The organism is Xanthomonas cassavae CFBP 4642 (assembly GCF_000454545.1).
Classification (GTDB): Bacteria; Pseudomonadota; Gammaproteobacteria; order Xanthomonadales; family Xanthomonadaceae; genus Xanthomonas; species Xanthomonas cassavae.
Genome location: NZ_CM002139.1, coordinates 2,313,080 through 2,330,205, shown reverse-complemented (window position 1 = coordinate 2,330,205; position 17,126 = coordinate 2,313,080). Strand labels below are relative to the sequence as shown.

Annotated in this window: 13 protein-coding genes and 2 pseudogenes; 10 read left to right on the top strand and 5 right to left on the bottom strand. The window is 63.8% G+C overall.

The window, feature by feature from the left end; genetic code table 11:
- The first annotated feature begins 405 nt into the window (after positions 1-405).
- The 8 genes from XCSCFBP4642_RS0110415 (at position 406) to XCSCFBP4642_RS0110380 (ending at position 10,033) form a co-directional block, all read left to right on the top strand.
- Positions 406-1,194, top strand: coding sequence for a flagellar brake protein (locus XCSCFBP4642_RS0110415; protein WP_029219733.1), 789 nt, complete (start codon positions 406-408; stop codon positions 1,192-1,194).
- 122 nt (positions 1,195-1,316) lie between these two features.
- Positions 1,317-1,802: a chemotaxis protein CheW gene (locus XCSCFBP4642_RS0110410; protein WP_029219732.1), complete on the top strand. Its 486-nt coding sequence runs from the start codon at positions 1,317-1,319 to the stop codon at positions 1,800-1,802.
- 384 nt (positions 1,803-2,186) lie between these two features.
- Entirely contained in the window at positions 2,187-2,492 is a 306-nt protein-coding gene (locus XCSCFBP4642_RS0110405) for a hypothetical protein (protein WP_372358778.1), read from the top strand.
- Positions 2,493-2,574: 82 nt separating this feature from the next.
- Positions 2,575-4,953, top strand: coding sequence for a methyl-accepting chemotaxis protein (locus tag XCSCFBP4642_RS0110400; RefSeq protein WP_029219731.1), 2,379 nt, complete (start codon positions 2,575-2,577; stop codon positions 4,951-4,953).
- 213 nt (positions 4,954-5,166) lie between these two features.
- Positions 5,167-6,033 carry a CheR family methyltransferase gene (locus XCSCFBP4642_RS0110395; RefSeq protein ID WP_029219730.1) on the top strand — a complete coding sequence of 289 codons (867 nt, stop codon included), beginning with the start codon at positions 5,167-5,169 and terminating at the stop codon, positions 6,031-6,033.
- The gene (gene cheD, locus XCSCFBP4642_RS0110390) at positions 6,030-6,626 is read left to right on the top strand and encodes a chemoreceptor glutamine deamidase CheD (RefSeq protein ID WP_029219729.1); all 597 of its coding nucleotides are present in this window, start codon (positions 6,030-6,032) and stop codon (positions 6,624-6,626) included. The genes XCSCFBP4642_RS0110395 and cheD overlap by 4 nt, the downstream gene beginning before the upstream one ends.
- Complete coding sequence (locus XCSCFBP4642_RS0110385) at positions 6,623-7,699, top strand: protein-glutamate methylesterase/protein-glutamine glutaminase (RefSeq protein WP_029219728.1); 1,077 nt, start codon at positions 6,623-6,625, stop codon at positions 7,697-7,699. The genes cheD and XCSCFBP4642_RS0110385 overlap by 4 nt, the downstream gene beginning before the upstream one ends.
- Positions 7,700-7,705: 6 nt before the next feature.
- Entirely contained in the window at positions 7,706-10,033 is a 2,328-nt protein-coding gene (locus XCSCFBP4642_RS0110380; protein WP_029219727.1) for a sensor domain-containing protein, read from the top strand.
- Between the two features lie 38 nt (positions 10,034-10,071).
- Here XCSCFBP4642_RS0110380 and XCSCFBP4642_RS0110375 read toward each other — a convergent pair.
- A pseudogene (locus XCSCFBP4642_RS0110375) lies at positions 10,072-10,944 on the bottom strand (Tn3 family transposase); the annotation flags it as partial.
- Between the two features lie 22 nt (positions 10,945-10,966).
- On the opposite strand from XCSCFBP4642_RS0110375, the gene XCSCFBP4642_RS0110370 reads away from it, so the two are divergent.
- Positions 10,967-11,269, top strand: a complete 303-nt coding sequence (locus XCSCFBP4642_RS0110370; protein ID WP_200859744.1) for a hypothetical protein — start codon at positions 10,967-10,969, stop codon at positions 11,267-11,269.
- A gap of 88 nt (positions 11,270-11,357) precedes the next feature.
- Here XCSCFBP4642_RS0110370 and XCSCFBP4642_RS28500 read toward each other — a convergent pair whose 3' ends face one another.
- The gene (locus XCSCFBP4642_RS28500; RefSeq protein ID WP_160170367.1) at positions 11,358-11,801 is read right to left on the bottom strand and encodes a hypothetical protein; all 444 of its coding nucleotides are present in this window, start codon (positions 11,799-11,801) and stop codon (positions 11,358-11,360) included.
- 51 nt (positions 11,802-11,852) lie between these two features.
- On the opposite strand from XCSCFBP4642_RS28500, the pseudogene XCSCFBP4642_RS24560 reads away from it, so the two are divergent.
- Positions 11,853-12,248 (top strand): annotated as a pseudogene (locus XCSCFBP4642_RS24560) (hypothetical protein); the annotation flags it as partial.
- 779 nt (positions 12,249-13,027) lie between these two features.
- Here XCSCFBP4642_RS24560 and XCSCFBP4642_RS0110360 read toward each other — a convergent pair.
- From XCSCFBP4642_RS0110360 to XCSCFBP4642_RS0110350, 3 genes are all read right to left on the bottom strand, one after another.
- Positions 13,028-13,873 (bottom strand): alpha/beta fold hydrolase, encoded by an 846-nt coding sequence (locus XCSCFBP4642_RS0110360; RefSeq protein WP_029219724.1) that lies wholly within the window; start codon positions 13,871-13,873, stop codon positions 13,028-13,030.
- Between the two features lie 194 nt (positions 13,874-14,067).
- The gene (acnB, locus tag XCSCFBP4642_RS0110355) at positions 14,068-16,659 is read right to left on the bottom strand and encodes a bifunctional aconitate hydratase 2/2-methylisocitrate dehydratase (RefSeq protein WP_029219723.1); all 2,592 of its coding nucleotides are present in this window, start codon (positions 16,657-16,659) and stop codon (positions 14,068-14,070) included.
- A gap of 50 nt (positions 16,660-16,709) precedes the next feature.
- Positions 16,710-17,120 carry a type II toxin-antitoxin system VapC family toxin gene (locus XCSCFBP4642_RS0110350; protein ID WP_029219722.1) on the bottom strand — a complete coding sequence of 137 codons (411 nt, stop codon included), beginning with the start codon at positions 17,118-17,120 and terminating at the stop codon, positions 16,710-16,712.
- Positions 17,121-17,126 lie beyond the last annotated feature (6 nt).

The following is a 17,126-nucleotide window of genomic DNA, read 5'->3' as shown; positions in this document are numbered from 1 at the left end:
TGCAGCAAAATCACAGCATCGAGGGCGCGGTGCCCTCACCGCTCGCAGGACACGCCGTAGACCCATCCATGCGGGCTCGATGGTGGCATCCATGCCGCCAACGGTCCCGCGAGCGGCGAGGACACCACGCCAGGCCGTTGGCTGATGGTTCTGTTGAAAAACCAGCAAGCCACGGTCCACGCAACGTAGCAACCTCTACGAGGTCACCGCATCCAGTGCGTCGTGAGGAAGGGGCGCCGCCAGGCCGTCGCGCGCTGGCGGAAGCCACAAGGCCAGCTGCGCACAACGACCGCCAGGCAGACGATATTGGGCGACGGTTCTTAAAGATTTGGGTTTGCCGCCGATATCAAGGCGACGCCGGGACAACCCGCCGGGCGTCATCCCGCTTCCACTGTGCTTGTGCCCATGTCCCAAGGCGATACCTCAGCGTCAGAGCTGGACCACCACGATCACCTCGCCGAAGGTGACGAGCGCTATCTGCTGCGCAACAAGCGGCAGATCCGCAGCTTGCTGCGCCAGCTGCTGGACCAGCGCGCCGTGGTCACCATGCACGTGGCCGGCCGCGACATGGCCGTGCCCACCGCCGTGCTGGAAGTGGACGAAGACGACGATTGCGTGGTCCTGGACGGCAGCCACAACGACACCTCCAACCGCGCCATCGAAGATGCCAAGTACCTGCTGTGCTATGCGCAGCTGGAGCGGGTCAATGTCCGCTTCCGGCTGGAACGGGCCGAGCGTATCGAGCGCGACATCCACGTCGCCTTCCGCGCCGACCTGCCCGAGGCCATGTACCACATGCAGCGGCGCGAGTCGTACCGGCTGGAAACGCCGATCACCGACTCGCCCATCTGCACCATCCGCCAGGACCAGGCCCAGGGCGGCAATCTCAACCTGCAGCTGCGCGTGATCGATATCAGCAGTGGCGGCCTGGCCGTCTCGCTCACCGCCGGCATGCCCCTGCTGGAACCGCAACGCACCTACCGCGACTGCACCCTGCAGCTGCCCGACACCGCACCGATCTCGCTGCCGCTCACCGTGTGCAGCCAGCACAAGCAGACCCTGCCCAACGGCAGCGAAGGCTTTCGCGTGGGCATGCAGTTCAGCGACCTGCCGCGCGGCGCCGACGAAACCATCCAGCGCTACATCTTCCGGGTGGACCGCCAGCGCAACGCACGCAAGAGCGGCGTGTTCTGAACCCTCCCGCACCATGCCCAGCGCATCCCTAAAGTTGCCGAGCGCTGCGCCGATGTTGCTATGGCAACCCTCTTTCAACCTTGTGCCGCACCCGACACTCAGCCGCAACGCCCGGAGTTTCCATGAACGACAAAAGCACGACCACCGGCACCGGTGGTGAATTCCTCAGCTTCGCCCTGGGCGAAGAGCACTACGGCGTGGACATCCTGAAAGTGCAGGAAATCCGCGGCTACGACTCGGTCACCCGGCTGCCGGACGCGCCCGACTACATCAAGGGTGTGATCAACCTGCGCGGCACCATCGTGCCGGTGATCGACCTGCGCCTGAAGCTGCGCCTGAAGGAAGCGCGCTACGACGCCTTCACCGTGATGATCGTGCTCAATGTCGAAGACCGCGTGGTCGGCATCGTGGTGGACAGCGTCTCGGACGTGATCCCGCTCAACGACGACCAGATCCGCCCGACCCCCGAGTTCGGCGCCTCGGTCGACACCCGCTTCATTTCCGGCATCGGCACCCAGGACGATCGCATGCTGATCCTGCTGGACATCGAGACCCTGCTGGACAGCACTGAACTGGGCCAGCAGCAGCTGACCGAAGAAGCCGCCTGATTCAACGCGGGCAGCGCGGTACGCGCGGCCGTCAGAGGGAGGGCGGGTACGTCAGGGGTGCGAGGTGCGGGTGCGCATCGCAAGCCGGCGATCCGCCCTCCGTCTGACGGCCGCAGCCATGTCCGGGCAACGATGTTGCGACCATCCGGTGTCAGGAGCGTCCCGACACGCGACGCACAGCCGGATCGAAGTGCGATGAGATTCACGTTTTTTGCATTCAAGTTGAACCAGAGCTCGCCGATAGCTGAATGGAAGCCCGCGTACACAAACGGGTCACCGTTCGACTTTCGATTCTGGAGAATCCATATGAAGTTCCTGCTCTCGCTCCTCCCCGTCGCTGCTCTCGTGATTGTTGCTCCCACGCTGTCGGCCCAGTCGCAGGAAATGATTCCGCCGGAGATGGCCACCCGTTTCGTCGGCAAGGACGGCATGGTGTGCGGCAAGGTCGAAAAGGCCAAGTATGCACAGAGCTCGGAGGGTGAGCCCACCTTCCTGTACATGGGCGGCATGTTCCCGCGCCACACCTTCTCGGCCCGTATCGACGGCGCCAACCGCGGCAAGTTCAGTTTTGCCCCGGAATCGCTGGAAGGCAAGGACGTCTGCGTCCTCGGCAAGATCCAGCGCGACAGTTCGCGTGCCGAAATCGAAGTCAGCTCGCCGGCCAGCCTGAAGCTCGCCACCATCAAGTAATCGTAAAGCACATCGCCACGCCCATGCGTGGCGATGTGCTGTCTGGATTATGCGGACTGACTTCTACGGGGGAATTGTGTCAATGCAATGGATCAATAATCTGAAATTGATGCCGCGGCTGATGCTGGCGTTCGGCATCGTGCTGCTGGTCATGCTGGTGCAGGGAATCATCGCGTATTCGGGCCTGGCATCGCTCAACAACGTCACCCGCGACCTGGCCGGCAACACCATGTCCAGCGTCCGCGAAGCCGGCGACCTGCGCGGCATGCTTGGCGAATACCGCAATGCGTCCTATCAAAACCTGGTGCGCGCCAGCGATGCGGTCAAGCAGGAAGCCAAGGTCCGCGCCAAGAGGCTCAACGGCGAAATCGAGGCAACGATCAAGGGCTACCCCCGCCTGATCGAAAGCGCGCAACAAAAGAAGCTGTTCGACGTGTTCGTGGCGGACTGGAAGAAGGCTTCGGCCTCCTACGCCAGCGTCGACGAAATGATCGAGCTCAATCTCCCGGACGACGCCATCAACACCTTCGTCGGTGAAACGCGCACCCTGCACAACAAGGCCAAGGATTCGCTGGCCGCGTTGATCGCCGAAGACAACCTGCTCGCGCAGGCTGCCAAGACCAAGGCCGAGAAGGTCCACGCCACCTCCGTCTCGCTGACCGTGATGGTGCTGCTGATCGGCATCGCCGGCGGCCTCGGCCTGGCATTCCTGTTCGCCCGTTCCATCGTCAAGAGCATGCGCGGCGCAGTCACCACCGCCACCGAAATCGCCGGCGGCAAGCTGGATGGCCAGATCAACGTGCAGGGCCAGGACGAAGTGGGCGAACTGATGCGCTCCATGCAGCGCATGCAGCGCGACCTCAAGGAGCGCATCGAACGCGATCGCACCATCGCTGACGAGAACCTGCGCATCCGCACCGCGCTGGACAAGTCCTCCACCGGCACGTTCATCACCGACCCCGAGCGGGTCATGATCTACGCCAACGACGCCTTCAAGAAGATCGTGGCGCAGTACGAAAGCAGCATCCGCCTGGCATCGCCGGAGTTCGATGCCAGCAAGGTCATCGGCCGGCACATCAGCTACCTGGGCCTGTCCGATGCCACCGTGCGCAAGGCCATTGCCATACTGGAACGCGATGGCGTCACCAGCTTCGAAGAGCGCTTCGGTGAAGTGGTGCTCGCGCAGACCGTCACAGGGATCAAGAACGAGCAGGGCGAAACCACCGGCGAAGTCTGCGAGTGGCGCGACCGCACCATCGAAGTGCAGGTCGAAGAAGAGGTGGCCCGCATCGTGCGCGCCGCCGCCAGCGGCGACATGAGCGGCCGGGTGGAAACCGACGGCAAGCAGGGCTTCTTCCTGCAGCTGGCCCAGCAGCTCAACGGCTTGCTGGACGCCAACGCCGCCAGCATCGAGCAGATCTCCACGCTGTTGTCGGCGCTGTCGCGCGGCGACCTGACCGTGCGCATGCACGGCCAGTTCAGTGGCGTATTTGCGCAGATGCGCGACGATGCCAATGCCACCGCCGAACAGCTGGCCGATATCGTCGGTCGCATCAAGTCCTCGTCCACCGCGATCAATGCGGCGGCCGGCGAAATCGCTTCCGGCAATACCGACCTGTCGCAGCGCACCGAGCAGCAGGCCGCCAACCTGGAAGAGACTGCCGCGTCGATGGAAGAACTCACCTCCACCGTCCGGCAGAACGCCGAAAGCGCGCGCCAGGCCAATCAGCTGGCCATCGGCGCCACCGGCGTGGCCTCGCAGGGCGGCGAAGTGGTGTCGCAGGTGGTCACCACCATGTCCGGCATCGAAGCCTCGTCCAAAAAGATCGCAGACATTATCTCGGTCATCGATGGCATTGCGTTCCAGACCAACATCCTGGCCTTGAATGCGGCCGTGGAAGCGGCACGTGCCGGTGAGCAGGGTCGTGGCTTCGCCGTGGTTGCCTCGGAAGTGCGCACGCTCGCACAGCGTTCGGCCGGTGCCGCCAAGGAGATCAAGGGCCTGATCGACGATTCCGTGCACAAGGTGGCCGAAGGCTCGGCGCTGGTGCGCAAGGCCGGCGCTACCATGGCCGACATCGTCGCCAGCGTGCAGCGCGTGACCGACATCATGGGCGAGATCTCCGCGGCCTCGCAGGAACAGTCTGCCGGTATCGAGCAGGTCAACCAGACCATCACCCAGATGGATGAAACCACCCAGCAGAACGCGGCGCTGGTGGAAGAAGCCACCGCCGCCGCCCGTTCGATGGAAGAACAGGCCGGCCATCTGGCCGAAGCGGTATCGGTGTTCAAGCTGGACGAGTCGGCCGCCCTCGCCACGCAGGCACGCCTGCGCCCGGTGGCCTCGCGTCCGGTGGCAGTCAAGACCTCCGCCAAGCAGGCGGTCCGCGCAGCGGCAACCCCGGCGCGCCCTGGCAAGTCGCAGGCCGCACTGGCCGACGGAAACTGGCAAGAGTTCTGAGTCACCGCTGTCACCCACAACGCCCCGGCCCTGCCGGGGCGTTGTGTTTATGCCTGTTGCGATTGCTGCCTTCCTGCGGTGACGCAGCGCGACAGGTAGGTCCCAGCACGGCATCTTCCACGCAACGGCACGGAGCGACCGCCACCAATCGACGGATTGGCGCTTCAGTTGCACGGCCCCACGGCCGATATCCAGTCATAGCTCACCACGCGTATGGATATGACGACTACCACTCCCGCTTCTGACACACGCGAATTCGATTTCGGCGACCGCGACTTCAAACGCGTTTGCGACCTGATCTACCAGCGTGTTGGCATCGCCCTGGCCCCGGCCAAGCGCGACATGGTGTACGGCCGGCTGTCGCGTCGTCTGCGCGTCCTCGGCCTGCGCTCGTTCCGCGACTACCTTGACCAGCTGGAAGCCGGCAACGACGAGGAAGAATGGCAGGCGTTCACCAACGCGCTGACCACCAACCTCACCTCGTTCTTCCGCGAGCCGCATCACTTCGACAAGCTGCGCGAAGAACTGCAAAAACGTGCGGCGCAGGCGCCGTTGAAGATCTGGTCGTGCGCCGCGTCCACCGGCGAGGAGCCCTACTCCATCGCCATCACCGCCTGCGAAGCCTTCGGCACGCTGACCCCGCCGGTAAGCATCGTCGCCACCGACGTGGACACCCAGGTGCTGGAAGCCGCCTCGCGCGGCGTCTATGCCATCGACCGGGTCGCCTCGCTGGACGCGGCGATCAAGCGCAAGTACTTCCAGCGCGGCAGCGGCCCCAACGAGGGCAAGTGCCGGGTGATCCCGGCATTGCGCCAGCTCATCGAATACCGCCAGTTGAATCTGCTGACACCGCGATACGACGTCGGCGGCCCGTATGCGGCGCTGTTCTGCCGCAACGTGATGATCTACTTCGACAAGCCCACCCAACGCGGCATCCTGTCGCGTCTGGTCAGCCACATGGGCGACGACGGCCTGCTCTACACCGGGCATTCGGAGAACTACCTGCACGCGGCCGATCTGATCCAGCCGTGCGGGCGCACGCTGTATCGGCGCGCTCCGCGTGCGGGAGCCTCTGCATGAGTACCGCCGTGCAGATCGACGATGTCATGCGCTACCGCGATTCGCGGTTCCAGACCATCACCGCCAAGCTGTTGCCCACCCAGTACCTGGTGGTGGACGACGACACCGCGTTGACGACCACCTTGGGATCGTGCGTTGCAGCCTGCTTGCGCGATCCGGTGCTCAAGATCGGCGGCATGAACCATTTTCTGTTGCCGGAAGGCCAGGTCGGCGACGGCGCACCCGCGCGCTACGGCAGTTATGCGATGGAGTTGCTGATCAACGACATGCTCAAGCGCGGCGCGCATCGCAAACGCATCGAAGCCAAGGTGTTCGGCGGCGCCAACGTGCTCAAGGGCTTCACCAGCAACCCGGTCGGCACCCGCAACGCCGAGTTCGTGCGCCAGTACCTGCAGGCCGAACACATTCCCATCATTGCCGAAGATCTGTGCGGCATCCATCCGCGCAAGGTGTGGTTCTTCCCGACGACCGGCCGGGTGGTCGTGCAGCGTTTGCCGCACGCACACGAAGCCGAAGTCGCCGCTGCCGAATCGGCCGTGCGCGCCCGTCTATCCAAAGCACCGGTCACCGGTGGAGTGGAGTTGTTCGAATGACGCTGGAAACTCCTGTGCGTGTGTTGATCGTCGACGATTCGGCGGTCGTGCGTCAGATGCTCACCGAGATCCTCTCGCGCGATGCCGGCATCGAAGTGGTCGGCTCCGCCGCCGATCCGTTGCTGGCACGCGAGAAGATCAAGCGCCTCAATCCGGACGTGATCACGCTGGATGTGGAAATGCCGCGCATGGACGGCCTGGTGTTCCTGGAAAACCTGATGCGCCTGCGCCCCACGCCGGTGGTGATGATTTCGTCGCTGACCGAACGCGGTGCCGATACCACCTTGCAGGCCTTGTCGCTGGGCGCGGTGGACTTCGTGTCCAAGCCCAAGATCGACGTCGCTCGCGGGCTGGAAGGCTATGCGGAAGAGATCGTCAGCAAGGTCAAGATGGCCGCCAAGGCCAGGGTCAGCGCCCTGCACCGCCCCAGCACGCCCAAGGTCACCCTGGACATGCAGTCCGCGCCCGTGCCGGGCAGCGCGCTGCGCTTCCGTACCACCGACCGCCTGATCGCCATCGGCGCTTCCGCCGGCGGCACCGAAGCGCTGCGCGTGGTGCTCGAGCACATGCCAGCCGACGCACCGGCAGTGGTGATGACCCAGCATCTGCCGGCGAGCTTCAGCACCGCATTTGCCGAACGCCTCAACCGCCACTCGGCGATGTCGGTACGCGAGGCCAGCGATGGCGAGGCGATCCTGCCCGGCCATGCCTATCTGCCGCCGGGCGGCCAACATCTGCGCATCATCCGCGACGGTGCGCGCTGGCGCTGCCGCATCGACGACGGCCCGCCGGTCAACCGCCACAAGCCCGCGGTGGACGTGCTGTTTCGTTCGGTCGCCGCCAATGCCGGGCCCAATGCGGTCGGTGCCATCCTCACCGGCATGGGCGACGACGGCGCACGCGGCCTGCTGGAAATGCTGCAGGCCGGTGCGCCCACACTGGTGCAGGACGAAGCCAGCAGCGTGGTCTGGGGCATGCCCGGCGCTGCCTACAAACTCGGCGCCGCGCAGGAAGTGGTGCCGCTGGATCGCGTGGCCGAGCGCCTGATCGCCTTGTCGGCCCAGGCGCGCTGATCGCCCATGCCAGCGCTCCCCCCGCATCCGAACGACCCGGCGGAGGCATCCGGCGCCGTCGATGCCGCGCCGCTCCTCGCTGCGGCGGGCGCGGCCGGACGCACTTCGGAGAACGTGGCCATCGTGCCCGGCCCGCTCACGGCAGGCATGCGCATGCAGGGCGAAAGCCCACAGGACAGGCGTTCGCGGCTGCTGGCCGAAGCCTTGGACGGCAGTAGCAGCGCCATCCTGATCTGCGACCTGCAATCGCGCCTGTTGTATGCCAACGATGGCTTCCAGCGCATGTTCGGCTACACCGAGGCCGAACTGGTGGGCCAGCGTCCCTCGGACGTCCTGACCCGCGCGCAAAGCGACCCGACCGAGGTTGCCCGCATCCGCGACCGCGCCGATGCCCTGCAGCAGACCCGCGCCGATCTGCTGGTGTATCGCAAGGACGGCTCGCCGCTGTGGATCTCGCTCAATTTCAATCCGATCTACGATGCCCGGCATCACCCCTCGCATTACGTGGCGGTGCTGACCGACATCACCGATACCAAGATGCACGAGGTACTGCAGCACCGCGTGCTCGAAGCCCTAGTGCAGGAACGCCCGCTGATCGAGGTGATGACGCTGATCTGCAGCGAAGTGGAGCGCATCGCACCGGATGTACTTGCCACGGTGATGAGCGCCGACAACCAGGGCCGCCTGCAGTCGCTGGCCGCACCCAGCCTGCCGCCCGAATACGCCGATGCGGTCAACGGCCTGAAGATCGCGCCGGGTGCCGGCGCCTGCGGTACCGCGGCCTGGCGCGGTCGCCCGGTGATGGTGGAAGACATCGCCACCGACTCCTTGTTTGCGCAGTATCGCGATCAATTGCTGCCGATGGGCCTGCACGCCTGCTGGAGCGTGCCGATCCGCTCCAACAGCGCGCGCGTGCTGGGGACCTTCGCGCTGTATTACCGCAGGCCGCAACGCGCCGATGCCTGGCATGTCCGGCTGACCGAACTGTGCCAGCAGCTGTGCACGCTGGCGCTGGAGCGCGAACAGATCCGCCAGCGCGTGCATCAGCTTGCCTTCTACGATGCATTGACCGGCCTGCCCAACCGCATCATGTTCAGCGCGCGCGCCGAGCAGGCGCTCACCCAGGCCGAATATGCCGGAGAGCCCGCAGCGTTGATGTTCATCAACATCGATCGCTTCAAGCTGATCAACGACAGCCAGGGACATGCGGCCGGCGATGGCCTGCTGCGCGACATCGCGCTGCGTATCACCGACCAGTTGGCCGCCACCGCCATGCTGGCGCGTGTGGCCGGCGACGAATTCGCCCTGGCGCTGCCGCAATGCAGCGCCGAACAGGCCAGCGCTGCGGCCGAGCGCGTACTGGGCACCATCGCCGGCCCACTGAGCGTGGGCCACATGACCGTGCATTCCTCGGCCAGCATCGGCGTGGCGATGTTTCCCGAGGACGGTCGCGACATCAATATCCTGCTGCGGCATGCGGACCTGGCGATGAACCGCGCCAAGAAGGAAGGCGGCGGACGCTTCCGCTTTTTCAGTTCCGACATGAACCGCATGGCGCAGGAACGCGTGGCTCTGGAGGCCGAACTGCGCCAGGCCATTGGCCGCGACCAATTACAGCTGCACTACCAGCCGCAGATGCACAGCGCCGCGCCGCATGCCCTGTATGGCGTGGAAGCGCTGCTGCGCTGGAATCACCCGCAACTGGGCGCGGTGTCGCCGGCGCGGTTTCTGCCGGTGGCCGAAGAGCAAGGCATGATGCCGCAGCTCAACGCCTGGGTGCTGCGACGTGCCTGCGAACAGGTCGCGGACTGGCGCCAGCGTGGCGTGCCGATAGCGCGCGTGTCGGTGAATCTGTCGGCAAGCGGCTTCGAAAGCCCGCGCATGCTTCCCGACCTGCTCCAGCTGATCGCCGAACTGGGCGTGCAGCCGTCCGATCTCACCCTGGAACTGACTGAAAGCGTGATGCTCTCCGGACAGCCGGGCGTGCTGGAAAACCTGCATGCGATTCGCGAAGCCGGCATTTCGTTGTCGCTGGACGACTTCGGCACCGGCTATTCCAGCCTCAGCCATCTGCATCGCCTGCCGATCGACGAACTGAAGCTGGACATGAGTTTCGTACGCGATATCGAACACAGCGAAGACGCGCGCGCACTCACCACCTCGGTGCTGCGCATCGGCGAACACCTGCGCAAGCACGTGGTGGCCGAAGGCGTCGAGAACGAGGCCCAGCGCCTGTTCCTGGCCGACCTGGGCTGCGAAGTGCTGCAAGGCTATCTGTTCTCGCGGCCCCTACCAGCGCCGGCACTGGAAGCCTGGCTAGGCGCGCAACCGTAATCAGGGGTTGTACGCCAGAACCCCAGAAATTTCCGTCGTCCCAGCTCCAGTTCGGCCACGAGCGCGTCTAGGTCGAGTATCTTGCCGTCGCTCTGGAAGGTGTAATGCTCGTTCAGCAGGATGCGCCGCCAGGCTGCCGGTGACATCTGGGTGATGAGCGCCAGCGCGTTGGCGTTGCCGCTCGCCTCATACTTCGTCAGCAGCCGCGACAGGATGGCCGAGTTGTAGTAAATGACCGCGTTGGCGATCAGGCGCGCACACTGGTTGCTGATTTCGATCTCGATGTCGGTGCGTCCGGTCAGTTCCTTCTTGCCACCGACCTGGGCAACGGTTGAGCGTAGCTGGTGGTAAGACCCGATGCGGTTCTGGGAGCGGTGCACGTTGCGCTCCAGTTGAGGGTCGCGCAGGTAGCGCAGCGTGTAGATGCTGCGGACGAGCTTGTCGAACTCGAATATCGCGCGCCGCGTCGGGTTTTGCGCGGTATAGGTGCACAGCTTGCGGATCAGCGTGCCCTGCGTCATCTCCTTCAGCCCGAGCGTGGCGACGATCCGGTCGATGTTTGGCTTTTCGTCGATGATGAGATCGCGGTCGATTTTCCCGATCGGTCGGATCAGGCAGTTCTCGTATTGTGCAAGGTCGTCGGCGCAGTACAGTTCCTTCAACTGGTCGTCGAGGCTGGCGAAGCGTGGCTCGAAGCGCGGACCGAACCAGTGCAGGATGGCGAAACTGGCCTTGTTGACGCTGTGCATGTCGCCGGTGATCGCGGTTGGTACGACATCCGACGTGTTCTGATACCAGATGTCGAATACGTGATGGGCCTGGTAATCGTGCGTGCCGATCAGGTAGCCGTTGAGCGGCACGTGGTTGCACAGCAGCGTGTAGGCGACCACGCCTTTCCCGCGCCCGAAGTACTATATGCCTGTACAGCTCTCCGTGACCGTGATTTTCTGGCCCCATATCGAGAACGGCAGCAATTTCACCCGCGGGAAGAAGCGGGGGCGCGAAAACATCGACGACTTGGTCGCCCTCTCCTACGAGGGCTCCAAGCTCAACGATGCGGAATACCGATTGGTGATTCCATACACCAATGCTGCCGATCTGAAAGAGCAACGCGACAGGTTATTACACGAGATCTGTTACTCTGCCGATCAGCGCAACTGCGTGGTCGACGACATAAGCATCAAGAACCAGTCCAGCGGCTTGTACTGGGACGAATGCGACGGCGGGTGGAAATGAAGGACGGCATTTTGGGGGCTTTGGCTTCAGCCCTATCGAGGGTGTCCAGGGGATCAGATCAAAACGTTTCGATGAGGCGCATTGCTGTTCAGTATCCAGGCGGCACGACAGGAGGCCGGGGCAGCGAGTCCAGTTGGTTGACTGCCTCCAGAACTGATTCCACTGCGTCTTGGTGCGCGTGCGATTGAGGATTGATTCCGTAGGTCTCTTGAATCATCCGGGATGCGATATCCCTCTGTTGGCTTTCAGGAACATCGGCCAGTGCGTTGCGTACCTCATCGGCAAAAGCGGATGAGATCACTTGTGGTTCTGCATATTTTTCCCACGCTGTGGGGTTTTTTTGGTAATATTCAAGGCGTTTGGCAGTGTTTACATCTTCGTCCGGATGCACTAACGGAATTAACCTTTCAAGACGGTTTTTCAGAAATTCGGCGCTGCTTTTTTCCATCGACCAACGACCTTCCTCGGCTGGCTCTCCGCTCCATGCGCTGTCTTTCAATCGAACAGCCGGACCGTTGGCCCAGGCATCCATGACCACCGTTGACCTCGGGTCGCGGCTTCCGCGCCTCAGTTCGTTCCAGGTGTGCCCCGCTTTGACTGGCATCTCATCCCCGTCGTCGGTTATCTCTTTCATTGGTACGGAAGCACCAGAAGTCACACTCCTCTCGTTGGCCGCCATATGGGGAGCATGGAGGATGGCGCAAAGGGGAGCAGACTGATCGCAGGCCGCTGCCCCCATTGCGACGCCCACGGCAAGCTTGCTGTGGGCGTCCGCTGCCGATTTTGCAACTGACGATCCGATGCCGTTATGGCCTTCGGAGGGAATGTCGTCCGCTTTAACGTTTCCTCTGCCATGCTTGAGCATCAGGCGAACATCGTTAACAGTTTGTCCGGCTGTCGCGAGTCTTGTCGGACTGGTGACTTCGTCACCGACGACATATGCTCCCATGTGGTAAGCGGCCTGCTGGATCTGATGCTGCTCCAGAGATTCATCTCCGCCCCTTCGCAACCGGTCCGGACGCGTCCCCAGGGAGACCCTCAGGGCTAATAGCTCTGGCGATTGCGGCGGCGTGACGCTTTGAAAGCTGGAAACAGTGGAGGCTCGCGGCGACTCTCCCCTGTCATATGCGGCGCCTGGAGCAAGTGCCGCATGTTGAGTCGATTCGGAGGATTTGGAAAAGCAAAGTCCCATATCTGCTCACTTTTTATCAAGGAAACTTAAAGTGGCCAACTTAAAAATAACGGGGGTCGCCCACTCCTGCCCGTTTATTTTCGCCTGCACGCCGCTGGCGATGAACCGATTTGGAAAGATGTGGACGTTAAACCGAAGCAATGCAGCAGTACCGCGATCCGAGGGCCAGCAGGGATTCATGCGAAGTCGAGGATCGGCAGCAACCTGCGAAAATTCCTGGCTGTTTTGACGATGCCTACCGACTCCCGACTTGAATGCGCTCGTGGCCAGACTGGGGATATGGAGGTGACGGAAATTTCTGGGGTTCCGGCGTACAACCCCAATAACGCATGCGCCGAACGATCACAGCATCGAGCTTTTTTCCGGCCAGGAAGGCAGACCATAGCGTGGCACGCGATGAGCCTCCCTCCTGCGGGGAAACAGCGCTGCAAGCGCTCCCCCGCGAGAGAGCGCTTCAAACCCCTCGCCTGCGCGAGAGTGCTTCAAGCCCCTCTCCTGTCAGTAAAGGAAGAGAGGAGCTGGTAGGGAACCACGCACCTCATCCCACGTCAGATGAGGCCATGCCTTCATCCCGCACGCATCAGTTCCACCTCGGTCTCTCCCACCGTCCGCTTCAGCCATCCCAGCAACTGCGCATTGACGAAGGCCGGATTCTCCAGCGAGGCGATATGGCCTGCGTCCGGGATCAGCTCATAATCGCAGCAGATTGCCTCGGCCATCATCCACACCTCTTCGGGCGGGCGCGGGATGTCCTCGGTGCCACCGAGCAGGAAGGTGTTGGCCGGATCCAGCGCAGACAGGGCGTCCAGTCGATCGGCTCGGCCGAAGATCAGCCGGCCCAGTGGCACGATGGATGCGCGCAACTGCTCGGCCGACATCGCCGCCAGACGCTGCGCAAAGGCAGCCGGCAACGCCGAGCTCAGATCGATACCGGGGCGGAAGAAGATCGGCACGATCGCCTCGATCAGCGCAGGCGTCACCTGCCCGGCCGCCTCGATCGCATCGAGCAGGCCGAAGTAGCGCGCACGCGTGGCGGTTGGCTCGGCGCCCAGGAAGGTGTCCATCAACACCAGGCTATACACGCGTTCGGGCGCCATCAGGGCGAGCTCGGCGGCCCACATGCCTCCCACCGACAGACCGACCACCGTGCACTGCGGCAACGCCAGTGCGTCCAGCAGCGCCAGCATCTGCCGGGCAAGATCGCCGATCTGCTGCGTGCCGTGCGGCAACGAACCTGACTGCCCGTGTCCCCAGAGCTCGGGAACGATGACCTGGTAGTGCCGCGACAGGGCCTGGATCTGCGGCTCCCACATGGCCGCGTCCCAGAGGTAACTGTGGCCAAGCAGCACCGGAAAGCCTTGGCCGTGTCGGGTGTAGTGCAGTGTTTGACCAGCGATCGTGCAAGTGGGCATCGGCATCGAGCGAAAGTGGGGAAGCGGCGCAATCTAGTCCTCTTCACCTCAGATTTTTGTTGCAACGCCACACGTCAGTTAACTGATAGTTGCTTTAACGCCAACGATCCTGCATTCAAAACGAAGTTATCTCTCGAAAAGCGAAATGCCCGGCAGTGCCGGGCATTCGTTCCACGCTTGACTGCAGCAGCGGATCAGGCCGCCGCGGTCTCGGCCACGTCCTGATATTCCTGGATCTGATCGAAGTTCATGTAGCGGTAGATCTGATCGCCACTGGTCTTGATCACGCCCACATCGGCCATGTACTCGTCCTTGGTCGGGATGCGGCCCAGACGCGAGCAGATCGCCGCCAGTTCCGCCGACCCCAGGTACACGTTGGTGTTGCGGCCCAGGCGGTTCGGGAAGTTGCGCGTGGAGGTGGAGAACACCGTGGCGCCCTCGCGTGCCTGCGCCTGGTTGCCCATGCACAGCGAGCAGCCCGGCATTTCCATGCGCGCGCCGGCCGCGCCGAAGGTGCCGTAATGGCCTTCCTTGGTCAGCTCGGAGGCGTCCATCTTGGTCGGCGGCGCAACCCACAGCCGGGTCGGGATATCGCGCTTGCCTTCCAGCAACTTGGCAGCGGCACGGAAGTGACCGATGTTGGTCATGCACGAACCGATGAACACCTCGTCGATCGCCGCACCGGCCACGTCGGACAGCGTCTTGACGTCGTCCGGGTCGTTCGGGCACGCCACGATCGGTTCAACGATGTCGGCCAGGTCGATCTCGATGACGGCGGCGTACTCGGCGTCGGCATCGGGCTGCAGCAGCTGCGGATCGGCCAGCCACTCTTCCATCTTCTTGATGCGGCGGCCCAGCGTGCGCGCATCGGCATAGCCTTCGGCAATCATCCAGCGCAGCAGGGTGATGTTGCTGGTCAGGTATTCGATGATCGGCGCCTTGTCCAGGTGCACGGTGCAACCGGCCGCCGAGCGCTCGGCCGAGGCATCGGACAGCTCGAACGCCTGTTCCACCTTCAGGTTCGGCAGGCCTTCGATTTCCAGGATGCGGCCGGAGAAGATGTTCTTCTTGCCCTGCTTGGCCACGGTCAGCAGACCGTCCTTGATCGCGTACAGCGGGATCGCGTTGACCAGGTCACGCAGGGTCACGCCCGGCTGCATCTCACCCTTGAAGCGCACCAGCACGCTCTCGGGCATGTCCAGAGGCATCACGCCGGTGGCGGCGGCGAAGGCCACCAGGCCGGAGCCGGCCGGGAACGAAATGCCGATCGGAAAACGCGTGTGCGAGTCGCCACCGGTACCGACGGTGTCGGGCAGCAGCATGCGATTGAGCCAGCTGTGGATCACGCCATCGCCCGGGCGCAGCGACACGCCGCCTCGGGTGGAGATGAACTCCGGCAAGGTGTGGTGGGTCTTGACGTCGACCGGCTTCGGGTAGGCCGCGGTGTGGCAGAACGACTGCATCACCAGGTCGGCCGAGAAGCCCAGGCAGGCCAGGTCCTTGAGCTCGTCGCGGGTCATCGGGCCGGTGGTGTCCTGCGATCCCACCGAGGTCATCTTCGGCTCGCAATAGGTACCCGGGCGCATGCCCTGGCCTTCCGGCAAGCCGCAGGCGCGGCCGACCATCTTCTGCGCCAGCGAGAAGCCCTTGCCGGTGTCCGGCGGGTCCATCGGCAGGCGGAACAGGTCCGAGGCCGGCAGGCCCAGGAGCTCGCGCGCCTTGGCGGTCAAGCCGCGGCCGACGATCAGCGGAATGCGGCCACCGGCGCGCACTTCGTCGAACAGCACGTCCGACTTCATCGCGAACTCGGCGATCACCTGCCCGTTCTTCAGCGCCTTGCCGTCGTACGGACGCAGTTCGACCACATCGCCGTGCTCCATCTGCGACACGTCCAGCTCGATCGGCAACGCGCCGGCGTCTTCCATCGTGTTGTAGAAGATCGGGGCGATCTTGCTGCCCAGGCACACGCCGCCGAAGCGCTTGTTCGGGATGTATGGAATGTCTTCGCCGGTCCACCACAGCACCGAGTTGGTGGCCGACTTGCGCGAGGACCCGGTACCGACCACGTCGCCCACGTAGGCGACCAGATGGCCCTTGTCCTTGAGATCGGCGATGGCCTGGATCGGGCCGCGCTTGCCGTCTTCTTCCGGCACGAACGCGGCGCCGTCGCGCTTGTTCTTCAGCATCGCCAGCGCGTGCAGCGGGATATCCGGGCGAGTGGTGGCATCCGGGGCCGGCGACAGGTCGTCGGTGTTGGTCTCGCCCGGCACCTTGAACACGGTGACGGTCATGCTCTGCGGCACTTCCGGCTTGCTGGTGAACCACTCGGCGTCGGCCCAGCTCTGCAGCACGGCCTTGGCGTGCGCGTTGCCGGCTTGCGCCTTTTCCTGCACGTCGTGGAAGGCATCGAACACCAGTAAGGTGTGCTTGAGCGCTTCGGCGGCAGTGGCGCCCAGCTCGGCATTGTCGAGCAGGTCGATCAGCGGCTGGATGTTGTAGCCACCCAGCATGGTGCCGAGCAGCTCGGTTGCACGGGTGGGGCTGATCAGCGCGGTGGTCTCGGTGCCGAAGGCCACCGCAGCCAGGTACGAAGCCTTGACCTTGGCGGCATCGTCGACGCCGGCCGGCACGCGCTGGCTGAGCAGCTCGACCAGGAATTCTTCTTCGCCGGCCGGCGGAGCCTTCAGCAGCTCGATGACCTCGGCGGTCTGCTGCGCGGTCAGCGGCAGCGGCGGGATACCGAGCACGGCGCGCTCTGCAACGTGGTGGCGATAGGCTTCCAACATGCGGGTTCTCCAAAAAAGACAGCGGTGAAGGTAAAAACGCGAAACGTGGATCAGGGTGCGGGCTTGGGCACGGTGATCTTCAAACCCTTGAAGTAATCGCGGAAGAAGCCCTCGTCGCGGGTGATCAACCCATCGCACTGGAGCATCGCGTGGGCGCCGATCAAAAAATCCGCCACCACCCGTTCGCGCTTGCCGCCACGTGCACGGAAGCGCTTGTTCATATGACCAGCACGCACCGCCGCCGCTTCCTGGGTGGCTTCGTAACGCACCCCGATCGAGGCCAGGGTTTCCATCAGGTCGACCTGGGTGTCCAGCATGGCCAGCACCTCGGCCACCACGGCGTCGCAGACCACGACTTCGTCGCGCGCCAGGGCGTCGCCGATGCAGATCTCCGACACTTCGCCGTAGACCGCATCGCCGATCAGGATGTCCAGCAGCACCGAAGAATCCAGGGCAATCATAGGTTG